Annotated in this window: 19 protein-coding genes; 5 read left to right on the forward strand and 14 right to left on the reverse strand. The window is 69.2% G+C overall.

Going from position 1 to position 24,242, the window contains the following annotated elements:
- Nucleotides 1–16 precede the first annotated feature (16 nt).
- From HZB25_12655 to HZB25_12665, 3 genes are all read left to right on the forward strand, one after another.
- Nucleotides 17–823, forward strand: a complete 807-nt coding sequence (locus tag HZB25_12655; GenBank protein ID MBI5838080.1) for a hypothetical protein — start codon at nt 17–19, stop codon at nt 821–823.
- Between the two features lie 81 nt (nt 824–904).
- Nucleotides 905–1,738, forward strand: a complete 834-nt coding sequence (locus HZB25_12660; protein ID MBI5838081.1) for a hypothetical protein — start codon at nt 905–907, stop codon at nt 1,736–1,738.
- 136 nt (nt 1,739–1,874) lie between these two features.
- Entirely contained in the window at nt 1,875–2,321 is a 447-nt protein-coding gene (locus HZB25_12665) for a hypothetical protein (protein MBI5838082.1), read from the forward strand.
- Between the two features lie 97 nt (nt 2,322–2,418).
- Here HZB25_12665 and HZB25_12670 read toward each other — a convergent pair whose 3' ends face one another.
- From HZB25_12670 to HZB25_12695, 6 genes are all read right to left on the reverse strand, one after another.
- Nucleotides 2,419–4,215 carry a T9SS type A sorting domain-containing protein gene (locus HZB25_12670; protein MBI5838083.1) on the reverse strand — a complete coding sequence of 599 codons (1,797 nt, stop codon included), beginning with the start codon at nt 4,213–4,215 and terminating at the stop codon, nt 2,419–2,421.
- 235 nt (nt 4,216–4,450) lie between these two features.
- Entirely contained in the window at nt 4,451–5,296 is an 846-nt protein-coding gene (gene pstB, locus HZB25_12675) for a phosphate ABC transporter ATP-binding protein (protein MBI5838084.1), read from the reverse strand.
- Nucleotides 5,293–6,168: a phosphate ABC transporter permease PstA gene (gene pstA, locus HZB25_12680; protein MBI5838085.1), complete on the reverse strand. Its 876-nt coding sequence runs from the start codon at nt 6,166–6,168 to the stop codon at nt 5,293–5,295. The genes pstB and pstA overlap by 4 nt, the downstream gene beginning before the upstream one ends.
- A gap of 92 nt (nt 6,169–6,260) precedes the next feature.
- The gene (gene pstC / locus HZB25_12685; protein ID MBI5838086.1) at nt 6,261–7,262 is read right to left on the reverse strand and encodes a phosphate ABC transporter permease subunit PstC; all 1,002 of its coding nucleotides are present in this window, start codon (nt 7,260–7,262) and stop codon (nt 6,261–6,263) included.
- 11 nt (nt 7,263–7,273) lie between these two features.
- On the reverse strand, nt 7,274–8,329 hold the full coding sequence (pstS, locus tag HZB25_12690; GenBank protein MBI5838087.1) for a phosphate ABC transporter substrate-binding protein PstS: 1,056 nt from the start codon (nt 8,327–8,329) through the stop codon (nt 7,274–7,276).
- A 28-nt stretch (nt 8,330–8,357) separates the two neighbouring features.
- Nucleotides 8,358–9,491 (reverse strand): hypothetical protein, encoded by a 1,134-nt coding sequence (locus HZB25_12695; GenBank protein MBI5838088.1) that lies wholly within the window; start codon nt 9,489–9,491, stop codon nt 8,358–8,360.
- A gap of 315 nt (nt 9,492–9,806) precedes the next feature.
- On the opposite strand from HZB25_12695, the gene phoU reads away from it, so the two are divergent.
- Entirely contained in the window at nt 9,807–10,463 is a 657-nt protein-coding gene (gene phoU, locus HZB25_12700; protein ID MBI5838089.1) for a phosphate signaling complex protein PhoU, read from the forward strand.
- Between the two features lie 34 nt (nt 10,464–10,497).
- On the opposite strand, the gene HZB25_12705 is transcribed toward phoU, so the two are convergent.
- From HZB25_12705 to HZB25_12715, 3 genes are all read right to left on the reverse strand, one after another.
- Nucleotides 10,498–11,466 (reverse strand): aldo/keto reductase, encoded by a 969-nt coding sequence (locus HZB25_12705; GenBank protein MBI5838090.1) that lies wholly within the window; start codon nt 11,464–11,466, stop codon nt 10,498–10,500.
- A 65-nt stretch (nt 11,467–11,531) separates the two neighbouring features.
- A complete protein-coding gene (locus tag HZB25_12710) occupies nt 11,532–12,227 on the reverse strand; it encodes a GNAT family N-acetyltransferase (protein MBI5838091.1) in 696 nt (231 codons plus the stop codon).
- A complete protein-coding gene (locus tag HZB25_12715; protein MBI5838092.1) occupies nt 12,224–13,606 on the reverse strand; it encodes a phenylacetate--CoA ligase family protein in 1,383 nt (460 codons plus the stop codon). The genes HZB25_12710 and HZB25_12715 overlap by 4 nt, the downstream gene beginning before the upstream one ends.
- 183 nt (nt 13,607–13,789) lie before the next feature.
- On the opposite strand from HZB25_12715, the gene HZB25_12720 reads away from it, so the two are divergent.
- Nucleotides 13,790–14,833: an endonuclease/exonuclease/phosphatase family protein gene (locus HZB25_12720; GenBank protein MBI5838093.1), complete on the forward strand. Its 1,044-nt coding sequence runs from the start codon at nt 13,790–13,792 to the stop codon at nt 14,831–14,833.
- Between the two features lie 218 nt (nt 14,834–15,051).
- Here HZB25_12720 and HZB25_12725 read toward each other — a convergent pair whose 3' ends face one another.
- From HZB25_12725 to HZB25_12745, 5 genes are read right to left on the reverse strand one after another with little or no spacing between them, the layout of a single operon-like run.
- Nucleotides 15,052–16,716 (reverse strand): bifunctional metallophosphatase/5'-nucleotidase, encoded by a 1,665-nt coding sequence (locus HZB25_12725; protein MBI5838094.1) that lies wholly within the window; start codon nt 16,714–16,716, stop codon nt 15,052–15,054.
- A 19-nt stretch (nt 16,717–16,735) separates the two neighbouring features.
- Nucleotides 16,736–17,983, reverse strand: coding sequence for a hypothetical protein (locus tag HZB25_12730; protein ID MBI5838095.1), 1,248 nt, complete (start codon nt 17,981–17,983; stop codon nt 16,736–16,738).
- Between the two features lie 50 nt (nt 17,984–18,033).
- Complete coding sequence (locus HZB25_12735; protein ID MBI5838096.1) at nt 18,034–20,700, reverse strand: helix-hairpin-helix domain-containing protein; 2,667 nt, start codon at nt 20,698–20,700, stop codon at nt 18,034–18,036.
- A 4-nt stretch (nt 20,701–20,704) separates the two neighbouring features.
- Nucleotides 20,705–21,646 (reverse strand): hypothetical protein, encoded by a 942-nt coding sequence (locus tag HZB25_12740; protein MBI5838097.1) that lies wholly within the window; start codon nt 21,644–21,646, stop codon nt 20,705–20,707.
- Between the two features lie 4 nt (nt 21,647–21,650).
- The gene (locus HZB25_12745; protein MBI5838098.1) at nt 21,651–24,194 is read right to left on the reverse strand and encodes a PKD domain-containing protein; all 2,544 of its coding nucleotides are present in this window, start codon (nt 24,192–24,194) and stop codon (nt 21,651–21,653) included.
- Between the last annotated feature and the right edge of the window lie 48 nt (nt 24,195–24,242).

Below are 24,242 nucleotides of genomic sequence, written 5' to 3' on the forward strand. Positions count from 1 at the left end.
TTGGTTACCGCGTTTCGTGCTCCTGCCGCTGGCCATCCTCCTGATCGCTTCCCCGCTCCACGCCGGGCAGAATGCTGGCGCCCTGGCCCGGATCTACTGGCTCACCAGCAACACCACCGCTTCGGCGAGCCGTTTTTCCAACGCCGCTTTGGTGAAGGCCCTGGTCACCGTCAAGGGCGTCCACAACTTTCGGGGGGCGGACGTCCAGCTCGTGTTCGGCAAGGCGAACTGGTACGTCTACGTCCCCGGGGACCATGACCGGTTCCTGGCGCTCACCACCCCTCCGCCGGCCTGGCAGGGGCAGTTGGGCGGTCCCGCGGAGGCGAACTACGCGGCCTACCGTGGAGGGTTCAACGGAGGGTCCGCTGGCATCTGGCCGGACGTCTTCAAGGTGGCGCCGGCGGTGCCGAATGTTGCGAGTTCGCAGGATGGAACACCGTACTGCTGCCTGACCTCCGGGATCACGGCATGCCTGACCCCCAATGGCAGGGGAGTCATCTGGCTATCCTCTGCCGGTAGTGCGGGAATGGCGCGCGATCCAGCCGTGGAATATGCCGTGTTCGGTTTCACGCTGGACCTGAGCGGCAACGCCGGCCACCTGGCGGGCGACTCCGACAGCCCCGAGCCCGTGGTGATTCAGCCGAACTACCGGCTGCCTTGCGGCACTGGTGAGAAGGGTAGCGTCATGGTCACCGTGGACGGGGCTACCGTCAAGGATTTCAACTCGTTTGAGAACGGATACGATCATCTCTACTGGCACTCGGAACTCATCACTCCGGTGAAGCCCGCCACGTGGAGCCGGCTGCGGAATCTGTACCGATAGGTTTCGCACCGCCGCGAATCGAAGGTGTGAAGGGATCGTATGAGAGGATCGGAATTCCTGCCACGAAGCGCAGGCCATCGCATGAAGCTTTGGCTTTCGCGTTTCGAACTCCTGGTCCTGGTTTTCTTCGTGGCTGCCTCCCCGCTCCACGCCGGCCAGAACGCCGGCGCTTCGGCCCGGATTTACTGGCTGGTCGACAACACCACCGCTGCAACGAGTCCCTACTCCACCGCCGCCTCGGTGAAGGCGCTGGTCACCGTCAGGGGCATTCACAACTTCCGCGGCGCGGACGTCCAGCTCGCGTTCGGCAAGGCCAGTTGGTACAGCTACGGTTCTCCCCCATCCAGTGACTGGTTCCTGGCGATCACCACCCCTCCACAGGCGTGGCAGGTGCGGCCCGGCGGCCCGGCCGAGGCGAACTACACATTGCAACTGGGTGGGTTCAATGGGCCTTTCGCGAGCCTCTGGCCGGATGTATTCAAGGCCCTGCCTGCGGTGCCGAGTCTTGCGATCTACCAGGACGGCAGTTCCTACTGCTGTTGGACTACCGGATCAAACGCGTGCGTCACCCCCCATGGCAGGGGTGTGATCTGGCTGTCCGCGGTCGGATCTGCGGGAGTGACGCGGGACCCATCCGTGGAGTACGCCGTGCTGGGATTCACGCTGGACCTGAGCGGAAGCTCCGGCCACCTGGTGGGCGACGACAGCAACCCCGAGCCAGTGGTGATTCACCCGGAGTACAGGCTGCCGTGCGGCAGCGGTGAGAAGGGTGAGACCCTCCTCCTCGTGGATGGGGCGGTCGTCAAGGACTATGCAGCCTTCGACTATGTGCACGATATGCTCTACTGGCACCAGGAGCTGATTACCCCGGTGAAGCCCGCCACCTGGAGCCGGCTCCGGAAGTTGTACCGATAGACTCCGCACCGCCGAGGCATTCCAGACCCGAACGGAGACTCGTATGACGGCCGCCTCCTGTCTCGTTGCCGCACTCCTTCCCATCCTCTGCCCAATCTGGCCCGCATCGGTTCCTCCCATGGAGCGCCCGGGCCCCGTGGATTCCACCACGATTGCCACGGTCGCGGCCGGCCTCGAGAACGCGGCCCACGGCCGTCTGGAGACGTCTTCCCTCCGCATCTACGTCAAGGCTCCGCGGGCAACGCCCGAGGGCATCACCTTCGAATCCCTCGAAGACCCCGTGCCCACGGATGCGCTCCGCCTTCCGATGACCGTGCCGTGGACCGACGTGCAGACGCTCGAGACGAGCCGCCCGGCGCGGATTCCGCTCGCGCTGGGACTAGGAGTCGTCGGCGCGATTGTCGGGCACATGCTCTGGACGGGATCATCAAGGAGCATCGTGGTCGAGGGGCACCCGATCCATCTGGAGGACCGGCAGGCCTACTACATCGTGGGCGGCATCGAGGCGGGGATGGTCACCGGGTTTGCGCTGAACCTGTGGTCGCCCCGGGTTCGAAGGGTGTATCCACCGGCGGGTGACTGAGGAAGCGACACCGTCCATCCGCCGGAAGCTGGAGGGGCGGGCGTCTCCGTGAGGAGAGGCCCGCCCCCGAGCATTTCAGGCGACTGTCTGCCCCAGCCTACTCGATCACCACGAACTTCCCAGTGACCGTCTGGCTGCCCGCACGCGCCCGGTAGAAGTACGCGCCGGCCTGGCCGCGCGCGCCCATCAGGGTGCGGCCGTCCCAGGACACGGTGGTCTCGCCGCCCACCGCGCGGTCGCGCAGCGGCTGGGCCACCAGGCGCCCGGCGGCGTCGTAGATGCTGAGGCTCACCACGCCCAGCGAGGGCATGTTCACGCGGAAGATCACGCTGTTGCCGCCGCTCAGGCGCACCGGGTTGCCGCTGGCCAGCGCCACGCGGAAGTTCGGCACCGACACGATCGACTCCACCATGTCCGAGGACGAAGAGGATCCGCCGGACTCCGCCGAGGTGTTGACGCACTCGGCGAGGCCGTTCAGCTCCGCGTATTCGGACTGGCTCAGCCCGCGCAGGCAGAGCCTGGACTCGATGCGCGCAATGACGTCACCGACCGTCACCTGCGTGCCGCCCATGCCGCAGCGCCCGCCGCAGGTGACCACCAGGTCGTCGCACACCCGCCCGGAGCACTTGTTGAGCAGCATCGCCAGGTACTGCTGGGCGGCCTTGATCTGCATGTTGGTGGTCTTGGTGTTGAGCAGCGCGCAGCTCGCGGTGAAGCAGCCGCTCGGGCCGAACACCTGGCTGCTGGCGGTCACGCAGGCGAGCAGCTTGGCCATCTCTTCCGGGCTCACCTTCACGTTGCCGCCGCCATGGTGGTCGCGGTCCTCGCCGTCGTCGCCGCCCTTGCCACCGTGGCCGCCGCCGCCATAGCTGCCGCCACCGTAGCCACCGCCACCGGAGCCCGACGTGCGGTAGCTGCCGCCGCTGGTGCTGCACTGCTGCTTCCAGAAGCCCCATGAGAGGGCCTTGTTGCTGCAGTCCTCGGGCGGCGGGGGCGGGGCGCTGATGCAGCCGGTGACGTCGTCCAGGCCGAAGCCGAGGTCGCCGCTGATCACCGGGGCCGGCGTGGCCGCGGTGAGGTCGAGGTAGACCAGCGGGCCTTCGTTCTGGGACTGGTTGTAGTCCAGCAAGGCGATCAGGTTGGGGCAACGGTAGTTCCCGGCCGCCAAAGCGGCCTCCCACACCTGTCCCTCCTGGGACTCGCCGTCCCCCAGCAGGCAATACACCCGAAAGTTTAGCCTACCAAGAAGTGCACCCATGACCAGGAAGTGGCCGGTGTAGGCGTCGTAGACCAGACCGTGCGAGGTCTTGGCCGAGGTGAACACCTTGGTGGTGGCGAACGTGGTGGTGTTGAGCAGGTAGATGCTGCCGCCGCCGTGCTCGTCGGCGTCGCTCACGTACAGGTCGCCGTTGGGCGCGAACACCACGCCAGTGATGACCCCGTTGTCGGTCCCGGTGACCGCGGCCTGGTGCGTGGCGCCGGTGGCGTAGTCCACCCAGCCCACGTTGGCGTTGTAGAACCCGCCGGTCCACACCTGCGTGCCCGCGGGGTTGAACACCACGTGGAACGCGCCCGGCAGCAGGTCGGGGATGTTGTTGTTCAGCTGCGTAAAGGTGCCGGTGGCGGGATCCACTTTGTAGATGTTGTTCGAGAGTTGGCCGCCCACGATCAGCTCGGTCTTGCCGGGCGTGCACGTGATGCCGTCGGAGCCGTCGAGAGCGGTGATGGTGACCGGAGATCCGCTCACCAGCCCGCCGGTCACGCTGACGCGCGCGACGGTGTGGCCGCTGAAGTAGGTGCCGTAGAGCGTGCCGGTGAACGCGGCATGCGCCGCCGGCGGGAGCGCCAGGGCGAAGCCCAGGGCGAGGATGGGGACGAGAAGGAGACGTTTCACTTGGAAGTCCTCCATGTGAGGGGCATGGTCGGGGGTCATGGGCGGAACGCTTCCGGTTGGGGGCGGCGCGCCCGGGACGAGACGCTGTTCCCGTCTTCGCAGGGGGAACTTCATCGAACGAGATACGGAAGTATACCATGGCGCAGCGCGCGGATGCCATGCAGCTATGTGATTATTTCCCCACATTCATGTAACTTATTGCAGTGCAATGCATTGAGGCTTCCGAGGGAACCGCCTACCCGAATCTCCCCGACACATAGTCTTCGGTGAGCTTGTTCTCCGGCGAGGTGAAGATCTTGCGGGTGGGCCCAAACTCCATCAGCCGGCCCTGCATCAGGAACGCGGTGGAGTCGCTCACGCGCGCTGCCTGCTGCATGTTGTGGGTGACGATCACGATCGCGAAGTTGGCTTTCAGCTCGAAGATCAGTTCCTCGATCTTGGCCGTGGACACCGGGTCCAGCGCCGAGCAGGGCTCGTCCATGAGCAGCACCCGAGGCTCCACCGCCAGGGCGCGCGCGATGCACAGCCGCTGCTGCTGCCCGCCGGAGAGGCTGGCGCCGGGCTTGGCCAGCTCATCTTTGAGTTCGTCCCACAGCGCCGCGGCGCGCAGCGTGCGCTCCACCACCTCGTCGGCCTGCGCCAGGCGCTGGGAGTTGAGCTTGAAGCCGGCCAGCACGTTGTCCCGGACGGACATGTTGGGGAAGGGATTGGGCCGCTGGAACACCATGCCCACCTCGCGCCGCACGCGCACCGGGTCGGCGCCGGGGGCGTAGATGTCCTCGCCGTCCAGCAGCACGCGGCCGGTGTGCCGTGCGCCGGGCACCACTTCGTGGAGCCGGTTCAGGGTGCGGATCAGCGTGGACTTGCCGCAGCCCGAGGGACCGATGATGGCGGTCACCCTGCGCGCCGCGAAGTCCAGCGTGACGTCGTGCAGCGCCTGCTGGGCCCCGAACCAGGCGCTCAGGCTGTGCACCTCGATGTGCCCGCCGCGCTCCGGCGCCGTCGCGCCCTCCGGGGCGGGCGCGCCCTGCGGGGCGCCCCCGCCGGGCGGACCACTGGCGCCTGCCGGCCGCGGGATCATCGCGCGCTCCCCGCGCGGGCACGGATGGCGGTGCGGGCGATCACGTTGAGCACCAGCACCATGAACACCAGCACCAGCGCGCCCGCCCAGGCCTGGCGGTGCCAGTCCTCGTAGGGGGAGATGGCGTAGGTGAAGATCTGCACCGGCAGCGAGGCGATGGGCTCGTGGAGAGTGACCGACCAGAACCGGTTGCCCAGCGCAGTGAACAGCAGCGGAGCGGTCTCGCCGGCGATGCGCGCGATGGCCAGCATGATGCCCATCACGATCCCGCCGCGCGCGTTCTGCAGCACCACGAGGAGAATTGTGCGCCATTTCGGGACGCCGAGGGCCAGGGCGGCCTCGCGCAACGAACCCGGCACCAGCCGCATCAGCTCCTCGGTGGTGCGCATCACCGTGGGGATCATCAGTATTGCCAGCGCCACCCCGCCCGCGATCGCGGAGAAGGACTTCATGGGCCGGACCACCATTGCAAACACGAACACCCCGACCACGATGGAGGGGACGCCACTCAGCACGTCGGCGGTAAAGCGCACCGTGCGCGCCAGCGGCGAGTCGGCGTACTCGGCCAGAAAGATGCCTCCCAGGATGCCGAAGGGCAGGCCCACCAGGCAGGCGAGGGCCACCAGTTCCAGCGTGCCCACGATGGCGTTGGCCATGCCTCCGCCGGCCTCGCCGACGGGCTTGGGCAGGTGCAGGAAGAAGTCCAGGTTGATGGCCTGCGCGCCCTGGCCGAGGATGTACGCGAACACGCTGACCAGCGGGATCAGCGCCAGCAGCACGCACAGGAAGGACACCGCGGTCATCACCACGTTGAGCGCGCGGCGGCGCAGGTGGCGTGCGTCGGAGCGGGCCGCGGGCTCCCGCGCGCCCATGGGGCCACCCGACGCTTGGGGGCGGCGCGAGGAGCCGGGGCCGTGCGGAGCTCCCGCGCGTCGCGCGGACGGCAGCGGGGTTGGGGTCACGCTCATGCCGCCGGAGTCCCCCCGAAGCGGCCCACCGTCCGCCACACCAGCCAGCGGGCCACGATGTTGAGCAGGATGGTCAGCCCGAAGAGCACCAGGCCGACCTCGATCAGCGCCGAGATGTACAGGTCCCCGGAGGCCTCGGCGAACTCGTTGGCCAGCACGCTGGCCATGGTGTATCCGGGCGCGAACAGCGACGCGCTCACCTCCGGACGATTGCCGATCAGCATGGTGACCGCCATGGTCTCGCCCAGGGCGCGGCCCAGGCCGAGGATCACCGCACCCAGGATGCCGGAGCGCGCGTAGGAGAACACCGCCATGCGCGTGGTCTCCCAGCGCGTGGCACCCAGCGCCAGCGCGGCCTCGCGCTGCGCACGCGGCACGGCGCGGAACACCTCGAGGCAGATCGCCGAGATGGTGGGCAGGATCATGATCGCCAGGATCAGCCCCGCGGCCATCATCCCCACGCCGTAGTGCGGGCCCTTGAAGAACGGCAGGAAGCCCAGGTGCTGCGCCAGCCACGCCTGCGGCCCCTCGCGCAGCAGCGGGGCCAGCACGAAGATGCCCCACAGCCCGTAGATCACGCTGGGCACCGCCGCCAGCAGCTCCACCAGGAAGCCCAGGATGCGGCTCAGCGTGCCGCCGGCCAGCTCCGAGAGGAAGCTCGCGATTCCCAGCGCCAGAGGCACCGCGATCAGCAGCGCCAGCAGCGAGGACACCAGCGTGCCGTAGATGAACGGCAGCGCCCCGTACACCTCCTGGACCGGGTCCCAGGTGCTGGTCCACAGGAACTTCCAGCCGAAGGCGCGGATCGAGGGCATGGAGGCCTGGAGCAGCTCCCAGGCCATGGCCAGGCCCAGGACCACGACGGCCAGGGCGAAGCCGCCGACGAGGCCCTTGAAGACGGCATCGCCGACCCGGCGCCTGGGCCGCGTCCACGCCGGAACACTCGTGGGCGGGGCCGACTCGGGCGCGGGGTCCGTGAGCCGCGCGGGTTCCTGGATCACGGTCGTGCTCACTTCAGCAGCGGGCTCCCCCCGGAGGCCAGCGAGCGCACCTTGGCCTCGTTCAGCGCCACCACCGCCGGCGGCAGCGGCGCGTACAGCAGCGGCGCGGCGAACTTCTGCCCGTCGTGGATGGCCCACCACAGGAACTTCGCCAGCGTCTCTCCCTTGCCGCGGTTCTTCTGGTCCTTGAACACCAGCAGGTAGGTGAATCCGCAGATCGGGTAGGCGCCCTTGCCCGACGGGTTCACGATGCTCACGCGCAGGTCCGAGGGCATTCTCACCGCCGCGGCTGCCGCCGCGGTGGTGGTGGCGCCCACGCCGGGCGCCACGTACTCGCCGGCGCGGTTCTTCACGCTGGCGAACGCCATCTTGTTGGTCACGGCGTAGGCCAGCTCGGTGTAGCCGATGGAGCCCTTGAGCGTGAGCACCTGGCCGGCCACGCCCTCGTTGCCTTTCGCGCCCAGCCCCGCGGGCCAGTTCACGGCGGTGTTCTTGCCCACCGACTTGGCCCACGCGGTGCTCACGCGGCTCAGGTAGTCGGTGAAGATGTTGGTGGTGCCCGAGCCGTCGCTGCGGTGCACCACGGTGATGGCCAGATCCGGGAGCGCGACTCCGGGGTTGGCGGCCTTGATCCTGGGGTCGTCCCAGCTCGTGATCTGGCCCAGAAAGATGCCGGCGATGGTCTCGCCGTCCAGCTTGAGTCCGGTGGGCACGCCGGGCACGTTGTAGATCACCACCACCGCGCCGAGCACCGTGGGGATATGCAGGATGCCCGGGGCCCTGGCCATCTGCTCCTCGGTCATGAACGCGTCGGAGGCGCCGAAGTCCACGGTGCCCTCGGTGATCTGGCGGATGCCGCCGCCGCTGCCGATGGAAGCGTAGTTGATGTTCACGCCCTTGTTCAGCTTCGCGTACTCGTCGAACCACTTGGAGTAGAGCGGGTAGGGGAACGTGGCCCCCGCGCCCGTGAGGCCGGCCGCAGGCACCTGCGAGGCGCAGGCGAGCAGCTGGCCCGCGGCCAGGAGGGCGGCGAGGGGACGCGAGCGGCTCAGGATCTTCAGCATGGGAGGTGTTTCTCCTTTCGATTCCGGCTCAGTAGGTGACCTGGACCTGGAGCGCGACCTGGTTCGGGTTGTAGGTCTTCCCGTCGGGTCGCGTGGGTTTGTCGGTGGCCAGGGCGCCGTAGGTGGTCCACTGGTTCGAGAGCGCCACGACCATATTGCTGCCCCACGCGTAGCTCACGCCGAGCAGGCCGCGAAAGTGCGCGTTGTCGGGCTTGAGTCGGTCCGGGTCGTACATGTCGAAGCGTCCGAACAGGCGCCAGTCGCTCACCGCCTCCCAGGATCCGCCGAGGCTCACGCCGCCGGACTGCACCCGCTGCGCATCGGACCTGGACTGGTCCTCCGCGCCCAGGGCCTGCGCCAGCACGGTGTAGCGGGGCTGTTCGTAGCTCAGCAACGCCGCGTAGCGGTGGCGCACCAGGCTGGCGGCGCGGGCCTTGCTCGTGTCAATGAGCCCGTAGTTCGCGAAGGCCGACAGTCGCAGGCCCGGCAGGACCGTGTACGTGAGCCGGCCCGCAAGGTCCTTGGCCCGGTCCGCCTCCGCCTTCTTGTAACCTTCCCCGTTGGAGACCAGCACCTTGTAGGCGAGCTTGCGGTTGAGGATGCCCTCGGCTCCCAGTCCCAGGTCCGAGCTGGTCAGCTTGCCTTCGTTGTCCGAGAGGACCTTCTGGACGAATCGGTACTTCCAGATGCCTTCCTCGAAGTCCACCAGCGGGGTCTGCTGCATGCCGAGGAGCACGGTTGCGCTGGGGCTGAACACCACGCCGTCGTAGGCGTACTTCACGTAGTCGAACAGGCGCTCGCCGGTGGTGCGCTCCGCGTCCAGCGTGAGCCGGTACACGCCCCTGCGGTTCAGGCTGCCGCGCACGTTCAGGTAGGCGCGGTCCACGCCGAACTCGTTGAACCCGGGCGTCTTCTTCAGGTCGTCGCTCCAGCGCAGGAACAGCACGCCGTCCACGGATGCCTGCGACTGCCGGTTGCGCACCTCGTTCAGCCGGGCGCTGAGGTCGGCCAGTGCGGCGTTCAGCTCCTGGCGCAGGTCCTCGATGCTCTCCAGGGTCGAGGCAGCGGAGTCGGGCGGGGCAGGGGGCGCGTCCTGGGCCCGGGCGCTGCCTGCGGCCAGCAGGATCATCAGCGCCACCGGGGCCGTGATGCGGTGCAGCAAGGTCACCTCCGTGAAGAGTCCGGATAGCCGGGTCCGCCGGGCTCTCCGGCCCGCCGCGTCCCGGCGCGTGATGCGACACGCTTCTCTGTTCCCTTGGGATGCCATGATCTCAGCCGGGGCGGACTGGGAGGGTTTCAGGCGTGTAAAGACCGTGTGAACTACTCCCCGGGAGTTTCGGACGCGTTGGAGTCCGCGGCCCGCGGCGCGCGCGGCTGTAAACGGGCTGTAAACTCCGCGGACACGCGCGGAAAGTGATGGGTTGGTGGAGAATCGAGCGGCGTGGCCGTGCTATCTTAGAAGGATATGGAACGTCACTTGGATCAGGAGCTGGCGGATCTCTCGGCCCTGCTGGCGCAGATGGGCGGGCGCGCCGAGGAGATGGTGCGCAAGGCCATGGCGGCGTTGCGCACGCGCAACGCGCTGCTGGCCTCGGAGCTGCGCGCCGACGACCTGGAGGTGGACCGGCTGGAGCTGGCCATCGAGGAACGCTGTCTCACGCTGCTGGCGCTGCGCCAGCCCATCGCCACCGACCTGCGCCTGGTGACCGCGGCGCTGCACGTGGCCACCGACCTGGAGCGGGTGGGGGACCACGCCATCAACGTGGGGCGCACCGTCACCGAGCTCACCCGGCTGCCCAACACCGTCTCGATGCCGCCGGAGCTGGACCGCCTGGCCGGCGCCGCCACGGGTATGCTGCAGCGCGCGCTGGACGCCTTCACCGCCCGCGACAGCAGCTCGGCCCGCAGCGTGTGCGCGGACGACGACGAGGCCGACGCCCTCGAGGACGAGACGCTGCGGATTCTCCAGGAGCGCATGATCTCGGAGCCGGCCAGCGTGCCGATGTGCGTGCAGCTGCTGCTGGTGGCCCGCAATCTCGAGCGGATCGCGGACCTGGCCACCAACGTGGCCGAGGAAGCCATCTTCGTGGCGCAGGCGCGGGTCATCAAGCACCATCACGAGGACCCGGTCTAGCCGCCCCCCGCAACCCGGGCCACGCGTTCAGGGCTCAGGCGCCACCCTCCATTACAGCATCAATCTGGCGCATCACGTCGTCGGTCATCTTCGGCACCACCTCCAGCGCCCCGAGATTCTCGCGCACCTGCTCCACGCGGGTCGCGCCGGTGATCACGCTGCTCACGCGCGGGTTCTTGAGGCACCACGCCAGCGCCAGCTGGGCCATGGTGCAGCCCAGGCGGTTGGCGACGAAGGCCAGTTGCCGCACCTTCTGGATGCGCTCGGCGCGCAGCACGTCTTCCTTGAGCCAGCCGAGCGTGGGGGTGGCCAGGCGCGAGCCGGCGGGCACGCCCTCGTTGTACTTGCCGCTCAGCAGCCCCGAGGCCAGCGGGCTCCACACCGTGAGCCCCATGCCGAAATCCCGGCACAGGGGTTCGTATTCCTGCTCCACGCGCTCGCGGTGGAACAGGTTGTACTGCGGCTGCTCGGTGACTGGCTTGCGCAGGTGGTGCCGCTCGGCGATCTCGTAGGCCTGCCGGATGCCCGCGGCGTCCCACTCGGACACACCCCAGTACAGCGCCTTGCCGCGCTGCACCATGTCGTGCATGGCCCACACCGTCTCCTCCACCGGGGTCCCGGGGTCGGGGCGGTGACAGAATGCGAGGTCCACGTAGTCCAGCTGCAGCCGGGTGAGCGAGCCGTCCATGGCGGCCATGAGGTACTTGCGGCACAGGGTGTTCTTCTGGTTCGGCCCGTCGGTGAGGCCCCAGTAGAACTTGGTGGAGACCACGTAGCTGGCGCGGGGCCAAGCGAGCTTGCGCAGGATCTGCCCGGTCACCATCTCGGCGTTGCCCCGCGCGTACACCTCGGCGTTGTCGAAGAAGTTGACGCCCGCCTCGTAGGCGGCCTTCATGCACTCCAGGGCCACGTCGGCGCCCACTGCCCCGCCGTAGGTGATCCACGCGCCAAGCGAAAGTTCGCTCACCTGCAGCCCCGAATTGCCCAGCCTCCGGTAGTTCATGCGTCGCTCCCTGGATGGAATGAGATCCGTCGAGATTGAACGGTGGTTCGCCTGCAGCCCGGTGTTCAGGCGGAATCGAGGTCCGCGTCCCCGCCGCCCGGGCCGGTGTCCTGGTGCGACATCCGGAAGTCCCCCAGTCCGTGCTCGTCCAGCCGGCAGCTGAGCGCCACGGGATTGCTCCCCGGGCGCGCGAACGATCGGAAGCGAAGCGCCGGGCCACCTTCCGCGGGCCGCACCGTGTGCGTTCGCAGCGCCAGCAACCGCGACATCACCACGCTGCACTCCGGCGCGAACCCGATCCGCCGGTTCGCAGCCAGCGACGCCGCGTTGGACGTGGCGATACACGCCACCGCCACGCGCAGCCCCTCCCGCTCCCAGGCCGCCGCGAAGAGCTTGCCCAGCATGCCCTGGCGCCGGAAGTCGGGGGAGGTGGCCTCGTCGAACACATAGCCCGCGCCTCCGGCGAGCAGCAGCGAGAGGCGCAGCGGATAGATGGAATAGCGCTGCAGGCCCACCCACAGGAACGCCGCCGCCGTGTGGTCGTGGCGCAGGATGTAGGGCCTCAGCCCGCGGCGGAGCCGGTCGGTGAACAGCGCCGCGGTGCGCCCGCCGGGGCCGTGGACCGCCTCCGCCACGCGCAGCAGGTCCGGCACGTCGGCCTCGGTGGCCGGCGCCACCACCTCGCCCGGGGCGGGCGGGCGCGCGCCTTCCGGCGATCGCGCCAGGTAGAACTCCCCGGAGAAGCGGGTGCCCAGGCTCACGGGTTGGGGCTCCTGTCGGCCGCTTCCTGGAACGGGTTGGCGACCTTCGAGATGGTGAAGCGGTACTTGCCGCTGGCCTCGCGCGGTATCTGGTCCACGAACTCGAAGTCGTACTTCATGGTGGGCCCGAAGAACTCCGGGATCCGCGCGCGGAACGCCGCCAGCACCTCGTCCGTGAAGTCCGCGCCCTTCACCACGCGGAAGAGCAGGTGGTCCATCCGCTCCTGCACGATCTGCACCCGCTCCAGCCCCAGGAACTTCGCGGTGAAGTTGTCCAGGATGGACACGCCGAAGATCACCCGTCCCTCCGGTGTGACGATGAAGTCCGCGACGCGGCCCTGCACCTTCTCCATGAGCGGCAGGCCGCGCCCGCAGGGGCAGGCGCGGTCGGTGGGGGTGCCGGCGTCCTCCACGCGGTAGCGGATGAAGGGCATGGCCACGTTGGTGAGGTCGGTGAGGTGGATCTCGCCGCATTCCCCGGGCGCGGCGGGCCGGCCCTCCACCAGGAACTCCACCAGCAGGTGGTCGGAGTTCAGGTGCATGCCCGAGTGCGCGTCGCACTCGCTGGCTATGAGGCTCACTTCCTCGCACCCGTAGCGGTCAAATACCTTGCACTGGAATACGTCCTCCAGCGTGGCGCGCTCGATGTCGGCCAGCACCGTGGAGGTGCTGATCACGGTCCTCACCGTGGGCGCGCCGTAACCGTGCCGGCGCATGAAGGAAGCCAGGATGTACATGGAGTGAGAATGCCCGAACACCACCGTCGGCCGGTGGGAGCGCATGCGGCGCGCGAAGTCGTGCATCATGGCCGCGTCGAGGCGCAGCGTGTCCAGCGCGATGGCCCGGTCCAGCAGCAGGTTGCGCAGCCGGATCTTGAGACTGGCGTTCAGGTCGTGGGCGCCCCACACCATCGCCACCTTGTCGCCCACGTTCCAGCCGGCCCAGGAGTTGTTGCGCAGCGCCAGCGCGGTCTTGCGCACGTTGCTGTCGAAGTCCACGAAGAACTGCAGCGGCACGCTGGTGGAGCCGCCGGTCTTGCTGGCGAGGCGCTTCGCTTCGGGGAAGCCGCGTGCCAGCAGGTCGGCCCCGTGGGCGCGCACGTCGGCCTTGGTAAGCGGCGGAAGGCGGCGGAAGTCGTCCATGCTGAAGCTGGCGGGGTCCAGTCCGGCGGCCCGGAAGCGCCCGGCGTGGAAGGGGCAGCGCTCGCCGGCCCACGCGATCAGGGCGTGGAGCTTCTCCTCCTGGCGGGCGCGGATCTCGGCGGGAGGGAGGTACTGGGTGCGCTCCAGCTCGCGCAGGATGCGGTACACCGGGCGGCCCTCGCGAAACGCCTGCAGCGGGGCCACCACATGTCGGACGACGGGCGCGAACAGGTCCATCCCTCGCAGAGACTCCTTTCGGACATCGTAGCCTAGCACACGCTCCGGGCCGCGATTGTGGTATTCTGGCAGTCCCACCGGGAGGCCGCGACCCCCGGAGCGGCCGTCCGCAGGCCCGCACGCTGGTCCCTGTTCCCGTCCATGCTCACGCCCGCCCGCCGACCCCACGGGCCCGAGGAATCCTTGCGTCCGACTTCGCGATTCGCGCCCCGTTTCGTGTCACGCATCCCGTGCCTGTCCGTCGCCGCCCTCCGGCGGCTCGCGGCGGCCGCGACGATCTGCCCGCTGCTGTGGCTGGCCGGCTGCGCCCGCCTGGACCCCAACACCCAGCCCCCGCCAGCCACCTGCGATCCCTCCGATTCCGCGACGCCCTGCTGCGGGCGCACCGCGGTGGGCACGGGGTTTCCGGGCGAGCTGGCCGCGGTCGGCACCGACACCACGCTCGACCTGGCCACCTGGAACATGCTGAACTTCCCCTCCAGCCACCCCGCGAGCGTGGGCATCCAGATGGCGGCGCGCATCATCTCGGCCGCCAGCCTGGACCTCTGGGCGGTGGAGGAGATCGCCAGCGTGTCCAGCTTCGACTCGGTCCTGGCCCGGCTGCCGGGCTACGCGGGGCTGGTTTCCCCGGACCAGTACAGCCCGGGCAACTACCAGAAGACCGGGGTGATCTACCGGACCTCGGTGATCACGGTCCGCTCCGTCACGCCCATCTTCACCGGGGACTTCAGCGCGTTTCCAAGGCCGCCCCTCGAGCTGGACATCGCCGCGACGGCCAACAACCGCACCTATTCCTTCCGCCTGATCGTGCTGCACCTGAAGGCCGGCAGCACCGCCGATGATCTGGCTCGCCGCCGGGATGCCAACTTCAAGATCCGCCAGTACCTCGACCTGCAGCAGACGGCCCGGCCCGGCGTGCCCTACCTGGTGGCGGGCGACTGGAACGGCGTGCTCACCGACGCGCCGGACCGCAACTCGTTCACCAGCCTGCTGTCCGATTCGACGGACTACAAGTTCCTCACCATGGGCATCACCGGCAGGTCCGACCTCTACTCGCACCCGGCCTCCGCGCGGCTGATTGACCACTGGATGATCAACCGCGCCGCCTGCCCCGTGTTCGCGCGCGCCCGCGTGGTGACGCTGCGGCCGGGCGATTACCTGCCCACCTACCAGGACGACCTGTCCGACCACCGGCCGGTGATGGTGGCGGTGCCGGTGTTCCGGTAGGCGCGCCGCAGTCCGGGCTTTCATGCCTGAGCTGCGCCTGGGGCCGGCAGGCATGAATGCCTGCCCCACATGAATGCGACGGGCCGGCCCGGGGATTCCGGACCGGCCCTCGCATTTCGTGTCGCTGTCTGCCGCACGCGGCGCCTGGCATCTGTCCCGCGCCTGTAGTTACGCGTCCTGGTTTTCCCGCCCTGGCCGCCAGCTTGCGGCTGCCCCGCCTACGGCGACGGCGTCAGCGGCTCATCCACCTTCACCCAGCGCGACTCGCTCCTGCGGGCCACGGGGGAGTGGCGGCGGAAGTAGTTCTCCAGCGACTCGCGGTCCGAGTAGCGCGTCTGGTACACGGAGTCCTCCGGCACCTCGCGCATCACGGTCAGGCCGCTGTTGCCCTCGGCCAGGAAGTTGGTCATGGCCACGGTGTAGGTCTTCGCTGTGTCCAGCGGCGCGCCCCCGACCTCGATCGAGACGATCCGCTGTCCCGCAGGTCGGGTCGGGTCGTACTTCGCGGTGGCGCCCGAGATGAACAGCCCCAGTGCCCACCGGCTGACCTTCTGCTCGAAGAGCCGCCGCAGCACCTCGCCCTTCATGCTGACCGAGACCACCGCGTTGTCGAAGGGCAGCACCGAGAGGCACTCGCGCTTGGTGATGCGCCCCGGTGCTATGTCCGCCCGCACGCCGCCGGTGTTCTGGATCGCCACGTCCGTGCCCGCCTGCTCGCGGATGGCGTCGGTGACCAGCGCTCCCATGAGGCCCTTCTCGGCGGAGCCGCGCTCCAGGTTCACGCGCGTCTCGCCCAGGATCTCGTCCAGGCCCTGCTCGGCCTCCGCCACCTGGAGGTTGATGCCCTCGGCCACGCCCTGGTCGGGCCAGAACTCGTCCTCGTAGAGGGTGACCAGCGCGCCGCGGTCGTGGTGCGTGTCGTAGCCCACGATGGTGCCCGCGTCCTTGTCGTGGGTGACGGTGATGTGGCCCAGGCTCGAGCCGTTGGCGTAGGGCTCCACCACCAGCGTGTGGTTGATGGGGTCCTCCCACGGCACGTCATAGCCCTGGTGCGAATGGCCCGCGAACACGATGTCGATGCCCGGAACGTAGCGGGCGATCTCCATCGCCTCGAGGGTCTTCGGCCTCTCGCCCCGCTGCTCGGCCGCGACCATCTCGCGATAGTAGGTGGCCAGCGAGGCCTTGTACGGCAGGCCCGCGTGCACCGGGAGCAGCACGATCTGCGCGCCGTCGTCGCGCGCCGCCTTCACCATCGCAGGCAGCATCTCGCCCACCGGCAGGAACGTCAGGCCCTGCACGTTCTTCGAGAACGAGATCCTCGCCGTGGCCTCCGTGATCATGCCGATGATGGCCACCTTCAGGCCGGCCACGTCCAGCATCACCCGGTCCTTCACCCAGTCCACGCGCTTGTTGGTGGCGGTGTCGAACAGGTTCGCGCACAGCACCGGGAACGTGGCCAGGTCCACCATCTCCTTGGCCTTGTCCCAGCCGATGTCGAAGTCGTGGTTGCCGATGGTGGCCGCCGAGTAGCCCATCTTGTTCATCCACTCGACGATGGCCTTTCCCTGGGTGTGCATCCCGACCGGGGTGCCCTGGAACATGTCCCCCGAGTCGAGCAGCAGGAACCCCCGGCCGGCGGCCTTCGCCTCCGCGCGCACCTTCTCGATGTAGGTGGCGGCGGACGCGCCCCCGCCCAGCGACGGCGGGAACTGCGGGTTCATGAACGTGGCGGCCTGCGTGTCAATGTGGCCATGCAGGTCGCTGGTGTACAGGATGTCAATCTGCACCTGCCCGGGCGGCAGCTGGGCCGCCTTCCCGGCCCCCGCGGGCGCGGTGAAGACCGCGGCCGCGGCCAGCGCCAGCAGCAGGAAGGACGTTCGCATGGTGCCTCCGAACGCGCCCCTAGAAGTGGTAGCGGACATCGATCACCCCGCGCAGCATGCTGTCCTGCACCCGGTCGGTCTTGGAGTCCCCGGATCCGCGCGGCGTGATGGCGGCCTGGCGCGAGTTGCGCTTGGACACCTCCGCGCCGATGCCGACGTCGAACTTGTCGAACTTGTAGCCCGTGCCCGCGGAGATGCCGGCCACGTCCACCTCGTCGGCCGCGTAGGCCTGGCGGTAGAACAGCCCGAACCGCGTGGGCAGGTTGTTGTAGAAGGTGTGCTCCAGCCCGAAGCGGATCTCCCAGGTGTCGCGCAGGGCGGCCAGCGGCAGCACCGTGGCGAGCGCGGGGCTGGCCGCGCGCACGGAGTCGCCGGTCGAGACGTCCTTCCACAGCGTGCGCACGGCGTCCACGCTGAACACGGTGCGCAGCGTGTTGCGCGGCCGGTAGGCCAGGCCCAGGGCCCAGCGGCCGGGGTAGCGCGTGTCGGCGTGTCCCACGGCGCTGGTGTTGACGTGCGTGGCGGAGTCGGCGATCTCGGTCCGCCAGTCGGTTCCCAGCTTCACCGGGAACTCGTAGGAGGCTGCCAGAGTCACCCGCGGGTCCACTTCCGCCGCGAAGCCCAGGGTGGCGCCCACGCCGCTCACGTCGCGGCTGAAGGACTTGACCGTGGGGCCGTCCAACCCGCCCGCGCGGGCCACCGGGCCCGGCACCACGCGGTTCTCCAGGCTCAGGTTGCCGAAGTAATAGTGCACCGTGGCACCGGCGGAGAAGCGCTCGAACCGGTACGCCGCGCCGCCCGAGGCCGAGTAGAGGGCGCGGTTGGACGTGATGTACTGGGTGCCCATCAGCTTGTCCCGGCGTTCCCGGTCGGTGCCGGTGCCGTTGCGCCGCTCGTCCACGAAGTTGTACTGGAAGTTGTAGCGCTCGAAGAAGCCGCCCGCCAGGGTGAGCGGGCTGCTCTTCGCGGGCTTCCACACCACGCCGCCGTTGAGGCCGGTGTAGGTGGAGGGGTTCTCGGCCACCGCGGTCTCCTTCAGGTACTGGTCGAAGGAGTCGAACAGCGGCACGAATCGGGTCTCGTCGTAGCGGGCCACGCGCATGGTGGCCTCCACGGCGCTGCCCTCGGCCCAGCCGAGCATGGCCGGGTTGCTGGTGAGCGAGAACGAGCCGTCGTAGATCGCCGTGGTGGCGCCGCCCAGGCCGCCCACGAGGCGCGGCCGCACCTTGAACTCCACGTTGGTGGTGGAGTACAGGAACTCGAGCACGTCGCTTCATCGCGAGTTCCTCCGCGTTCGCACGCATCGTCATCATATCCTCAGTACGACCAGTCCAGCTGGAAGCGGAACGAGTTCTGGATCTTGCGGACGTCCACCGGGCCGGGGGTGCCGCTGGGGGTGTCCGGGAATGACCGGATCTCCATCCACGTCACCGGGTCCTGGTAGTCCACCGTGTACTTCAGGCGCCACGAGAGCGCGCTGTTCAGCCGGCTGCTGATGGCCACCCAGTTGCGGAAGCCACGGCCGTCGAGAGCGATGAACTCGTTGTCCTCGAAGTTGTACAGGAACCCGTCGTAGATCTCGCTCGAGAACACCGTGGTGAGCGCCGGGGTCCAGTTGTGCGTGAACTTGGCCTGGAACGCCTGCGCCGGCAGCGCCCGCGAGCCCAGCTCGGTGGCGCCGCCCAGGCCGCCCACGAGGCGCGGCCGCACCTTGAACTCCACGTTGGTGGTGGAGTACAGGAACTCGAGCACGTCGCGGTGCGAGAGGAACACGCGCGCCTCGGCGCGGGTGTCCCAGCTGCTGAACGCCCGGACCTCGTCGGGCCCCACGCCCTGCCGGTCCGAGTAGCGCTGCCGCACCCGGATCCGGAAGGGGAAGATGGGACGGTACTCCAGGGTGGCGGCGAGCCGCTGCCCGTGGGTGCCGTCGCTGTTGCGGTCGTAGCTGTCGTACTCCAGCGAGCTCAGCGTGAGGTTGCGGCTGATCTGGTAGCGCGCGTTGAAGTACAGGCCCCGCTCCGGCTTGGCCTGCGGGTCGTTGTCCGCGAGGATGGCGTACACCGGGTTCTGCAAGTAGTACTGGCTGCCCAGGATGGTCTGGTCGTAGCGGTTGGTCTCCGAGAACGCCCGGTTGTAGGGGTTGTCGTAGCCCAGGGCGATGTTGCGGTACATCGCGAGCAGCGTGAAGTTCTCGTACTGCACGTAGGCCGAGCCGATCCACGACTCGGGCCCGTTGGCGAAGGCGCGCGAGACGAAGTTGTCCTTCGGGGCGGTGCACAGTTTCGCGTACTCGCCCTGCAGGGCCACGTTCTCGATCACCGTGCCGAACTCGAGTCCCACCAGGTCGCGGAAGGGGCCCAGGTTGCGGTTGTCGTAGGCCCCGGCGATCTCGGAGTCCCGCGCCTCGATCCGCGTGGCCGGGTCGCTGACCAGCGTGGATGCCAGCGGGTTGAAGCGGTCCCGGGCGGCGTTGATGTTGTTGCGGTACTTGAACTCCATGGCCGTCATCCCGACGTAGGTGCCGTTCCACGGCTCCACCCGGAAGTTGGCCCCAGTCAACCGCTCGTTCATCACGTCCCGCATCGGCAGGAACGCAGAAGAGTCCGCCGGGCGAACATAGGCGCGCACCGCCTTGAGCAGGTCGTCATCCACGCGCGGGAACATGGTGATGTAGCGGTTGAAGGAGCTGTCCGGGTTGAGGATCGCGTCCTTGTCGGTGTTGGAGTAGAAGAAGGTCCCGCGGACCGGGCCCACCGACGCCTCGAAGGCGGCCCCGCGCAGGGAGTACTCGTCGCTGCGCGAAAGGTCGCCGTGCACGCCGATGGGGCGGACGTTGAAGCCCATCCCGGTGCGGCGCGGCTGGAAGAAGTCGGTGTTGTCCATCAGCAGGCCCTGGCCCAGGGCCAGGCGGAAGTTGCCCGCGTAGGCGTGGTGCAGCTTCACGGGACCGAGCTGCTTCCCGTCCACGCCCACGAACCACTTCTTCGTCTCGTCCCAGTTCTTCTCGCCCAGGTTGCGGTGCGTGATCACGCCGGCCTTGAGGTCCTGACCCAGCCGCATGCGCAGCTTGTGCGTGGTGTAGGGGCGGCCCTGTTCCATGCCCATGCGGCCGAACAGGGAGTTCAGGGCATAGTCGCGGAGCAGGGTGTTGTCGCGCACCTTGGGCCCCGCGGCCGTGCTGGCGCCGGAGGCCCCCAGCTGGTCGGTCAGGATGTCCAGGGTGCTCAGCTGGTAGGGCGTGTCGTACATGCGGAACTGGTAGTCCACGCGGGGACGGAGCGCGCCGCCCTCCCGGTCGAAGCGCACGTAGTCGCGCAGGTTGCGGTAGCCCCAGTACGACAGGCCGTCGGTGCGCCGCAGCTCCTGCGTGTTCTCGAACGGCTTCTCGCGCAGCGCGCGCACGATGGCCACCGCGTCCACGGGCGAGACGTTCTGCACGCCCGTGAGCGAGAGGTAGTCCATGTCGTTCACGTTGCGCGGCTGGCGCAGCATGTCCACGTACTCGTCCACCAGGCCTTCGCTGGCGCCTTCCTGCGAGAGCAGGCGCTGCACCACGTCGGCGATGGACTCCAGCCGCTCATCCTCGCGCGGGTCCTCGGCCACCATGAAGCGGGGCTCCACGGTCACCACGCCGCGCACGGCGGCGAACAGCCTGGGCGTCATGCCCGGTACGTCCAGCAGCCCGTACACGCTGGTGAAGAGGCTGCGGAACTCGCGGTGGTCGAAAATGCTCCGGGCCACCTCGGGCGGGATCGGCAGGCGCGCGATCTCGGCCAGCGTGGCGCGGTTGAGGTCCAGCCGGTTGGAGGGGGAGTACGCCCCCGACTCCCCGGCCTGGGCCGCCCCGTCGGGCGGCGCGGGCGGCGCCGCGGCCGCCGCGCCCGCGAGCAGGACCACCGCGGCGAAAACCGCCACGACGAGCCCCGTGCGGACGCGCGGACGGCGCCACGCTCCCGGTTTCGAATAGTCGCGTCGCTGTCTCACCGGCTCACTCCTCCGCCCCGGCGGTGTCGCCCTTGCCCAGCAGGGCCGGCGTGACCGAGATCCCCAGCTGGTGGGTGTCCTTGAGCGGCCCCGGACCGGTGGAGAAGCCGTAGTCCACGCGCACGCCCTTGACGTTGAGCCCCAGGCCCGCGCAGAACGTGTTGGGATCGGTGTTCACGCCGAAGCGCAGGAACCCGTACTGGGTGACGGCGAACTCGGTGCCCGCGCGGAAGCGCGTCTTCTGGCCCAGCTGCGAGTCCATGTCCAGCGAGGTGATCACGCCGGCGTAGGGGCTGTAGGCCACGCCGCCGGTGATGCGCCGCGGCAGGTCCTCCACGTCCACTTCGCCGATGGTGGGGTTGTTCAGGTTCTGCACCCGGAAGCCGAACGCGGCGCGGTCGCGCAGCGTGACCCGCACCCCGACGTCGAGCCCCACGGTGCTGGCCGAGCCCGGGTCGCTCTTGGCGGAGGCCCCGTACTTCAGGTTGTAGACGTTCAGCCCGTAGCCCACGCTCACGGTGGTGGAGATGTCGTGGTAGAGCCGGAACCCGTGCGCCAGGCTGAACTGCGTCTGCGACTCCAGGGAGATGTCCTCGAAATCGGTGGCCAGGCGCCGGAAGCCCACGCCGACGCCGCCCAGGCCGCCGGGCAGTTTGGCGCTGGCCCCGATCGCGGTGAGGCGGACGAAGTCGAGGCCCTGCGGCTGCACGGTGCTCACGCCCACCGAGCCGAACTCGGTGAGCCCCAGCGAGGCCGGGTTGTGGAACAGGGCGAGGCTGCCGCCTTCCACCGCGGTGATCGCCCCGCCCATGGCGCGGGCGCGCGGATCCACTTCCAGCGGGTCGAATGCGGCGCGCGCCTCGTGCACGCCGGTCGCGGCGAGCCACAGCGCCGCCGCGAGCGTCACGGCCGCGCGGGCCGGACGGAATCCAAGCTTCGTGGCCATGGCGCTAGTTCCTCTTCAGCCGGCGCGCCACCACCAGCGGTGCGGTGTGGCGCTCGACCTTGCCAGTAATGTCCCGGGCCTCCAGCACGCACACGTAGGTGCCCGCCGGTGCCAGCATCAGTTGCGCGTCGCGACCGTCCCAGGTGATCCGCGCCGTGGGGGAGAAGTCCGCGTCGTAGAGCACGCGGATCATCCGGCCCTCGAGGTCGAAGACGCGCACGGTGACCTTGCTGCCCACCGCGACGTCCACCTTGATGGTGTCCAGTTCATTGAGCGTGGGAAGGAAGGTGCGCGCGGGCACCGACAGGGGTTTCGTCGCTTCCGCAATCGTCGCGAGGGTCGTGGAGGTGTTGGTGTGACCGGTGTTGTCGGTGCAGATCAAGCGCACACTGAATGTGCCCGCCTTGTCGTAGGCGTGCGTGGCGGTCACGCCGGAACCGCTGGTGTTGTCGCCGAAGTCCCATGCGTACGCGGTGATGGAGCCGTTCTTCGGCGGGGTGCTGCGCGAGCCGTCGAAGTTCACCGCCTGCTTCACCGAGCCGCGGTAGGGCCCGCCGGCGTCGGCGCGCAGGGTGTCGGTGGGCGGCGGGGGCGCCGGCGCCTTCACCACGGGCGGCACCGCCAGGTTGGTGGAGCTCCAGGTGAGGGCCAGGTTCTCGCTGGTCTCGTCACGGCCGCCCACCCCGTTGCCGCCGGTGGCCTTCTGGTTGCCCTCGGTGAAATCCTCGCGGCGGAACATGCTGCCGATGGCGTGCGCCGCGGCCGCGATGGGCACCTGCGAGCCGGGCGAGGTGTCGGCCTTGTAGGTCTGGCCGCCGATGGTGGTCCCCGACTTGTCCACCACGTAGGAGCCGCTGTTCACGCCCCAGAACACGTAGTCCACGTCGGTCACCAGCGGCGTGGCGCCGTCCCAGTAGTACAGCACCACGGTCTCGCCGCCGTTGGTCAGCGTGACCGAGTCCGGCACGCTGGGGATGGCGCCGGCGAACGCCGGTCGCATGTTCGGCACTTCGGCGTCGTCGGTGGCCGAGTAGCCGAACTCGAAGGCCGGCTTGCGGCCGTACGTGGCGACGAATCCCGCGGCACCCTGGTGCGTCACCGCGATGGTGTCGTGCGGCGCGATCGTGGCGCCCACCGGGAAGCGTGCGTGGAAGTCGGTGAACGCGCCGCCACCCGGGATGCCCGCCGGGCTGCCCGCGGGAGTGTACGGGGAGCCGGTCGCGATGTAGCAGTAAATCGTCCGCGACGCCATGTGCGTGCCGTCGGTCAGGTAGTAGTTGGACAGGTCCACCGACACGTCGTTGGGATTGTACACGGCCATGTACTCGCCCGCCGTGGGCGTGACGCAGACGGCCTGCAACACCAGCTTCTTCGCGGCGCCGTCGCCGCCGCCGCCCGTGGTGATCACCGCGCTGGTGGTGTCGGCGTCGGTGGCGCCGCCGGTGCCCGCCACGGTGAGGACCACGGTGTAGGTGCCGGCAGCCGTGTACGTGTGGCTGGCCACCGCGCCGCTGGCGGTGTTGCCGTCCCCGAAGCTCCAGTTGTACCCGGTGATGGTGCCGCCCGTGGCAGGCGTGGAGCCCGCGCCGTTGAAGTTGATCGCGGTGCCCGCGGTGCCCGCGTACGGGCCGCCGGCGCGCGCCTGCAGCGCGGCCGGGCCGCTGGTCTTCACCACCGGGGGCACGGCCGGGTTGTTGGAGCTCCACGTGGAGGCCAGGTTCTCGCTGGTCTCGTCGCGGCCGCCCACCCCGCTGCCGCCCGTGGTCCTCTGCGTGCCCTCGCTGTAGTTCTCGCGGCGGAAGGCGTTGCCGTTGGCGTGCGCGGCGGTCGCCGCCACCTGCTGCTGTCCGGGCGGGGTGTCGGCGGGGTAGGTGAACCCGTTGATCACGATGCCGGTCTTGTCCACCACGTAGCTGCCGGAGTTCACGCCCCACACCACGTAGTCAACGTCGGTGACGCTGGAGCTGACGCCGTCCCAGTAGTACAGCACCACGCTCTCGCCGCCGTTGGTCAGCGTGGCCGAGTCCGGCGCGCTGGGGATGGACCCCGGGAACGCCGGGCGCATCGAGGGCACGCTGGCGTCGGTGTCCCCGGAATACGGGAAGGCGAACGCGGGCTTGCGCCCGTAGGTGGCCAGGAAGCGCGAGGTGCTCTGGTGGGTCACCGCGATGGTGTCGTGCGCCGCGATGCTCGAGCCCGCCGGGAACCGCGCGTGGAAGTCGAAGAACGCGCCCCCTCCGGGAATCCGCGCCGGGGTGCCCGCGGGCGTGTAGAACGAGCCCGTGGCCATGTACGGATACAGGTTCTGCGGGGGGGAGGTGCCCAGGTAGATGGCATCCGTGTAGTAGTAGTTCGACAGGTCCACGGCGAAGTCGTTGGGGTTGTAGATGGCGATGTACTCGCCCGCGCTCGGGCTGACGCAGACTGCCTGGATCAGCAGCTTGGCCGGCAGGTTGCCCGCCGCGGCCCGTTCCGGCGCGGAGAACGCGGGCCCGGCGAGCGCCAGGGCCAGAAGCCCCGCCACCAGCGGCGCCAGCGAGGCTCTCACTCCCCTCGTGGGACAGCGAAAGTGCGTCACTGAAGTTCCTTTCGGACC

It is taken from the genome of Candidatus Eisenbacteria bacterium (assembly GCA_016235265.1).
GTDB lineage: Bacteria > Eisenbacteria > RBG-16-71-46 > RBG-16-71-46 > JACRLI01 > JACRLI01.

Coding starts and splice junctions, on each gene's coding strand:
- HZB25_12740 (MBI5838097.1), bottom strand. CDS start 21,646: ATGGCCACGAAGCTTGGATTCCGTCCGGCCCGCGCGGCCGTGACGCTC.
- HZB25_12715 (MBI5838092.1), bottom strand. CDS start 13,606: ATGGACCTGTTCGCGCCCGTCGTCCGACATGTGGTGGCCCCGCTGCAG.
- HZB25_12705 (MBI5838090.1), bottom strand. CDS start 11,466: ATGAACTACCGGAGGCTGGGCAATTCGGGGCTGCAGGTGAGCGAACTT.
- pstS (MBI5838087.1), bottom strand. CDS start 8,329: ATGCTGAAGATCCTGAGCCGCTCGCGTCCCCTCGCCGCCCTCCTGGCC.
- pstB (MBI5838084.1), bottom strand. CDS start 5,296: ATGATCCCGCGGCCGGCAGGCGCCAGTGGTCCGCCCGGCGGGGGCGCC.
- HZB25_12725 (MBI5838094.1), bottom strand. CDS start 16,716: ATGCGAACGTCCTTCCTGCTGCTGGCGCTGGCCGCGGCCGCGGTCTTC.
- HZB25_12660 (MBI5838081.1), top strand. CDS start 905: ATGAAGCTTTGGCTTTCGCGTTTCGAACTCCTGGTCCTGGTTTTCTTC.
- pstA (MBI5838085.1), bottom strand. CDS start 6,168: ATGGGCGCGCGGGAGCCCGCGGCCCGCTCCGACGCACGCCACCTGCGC.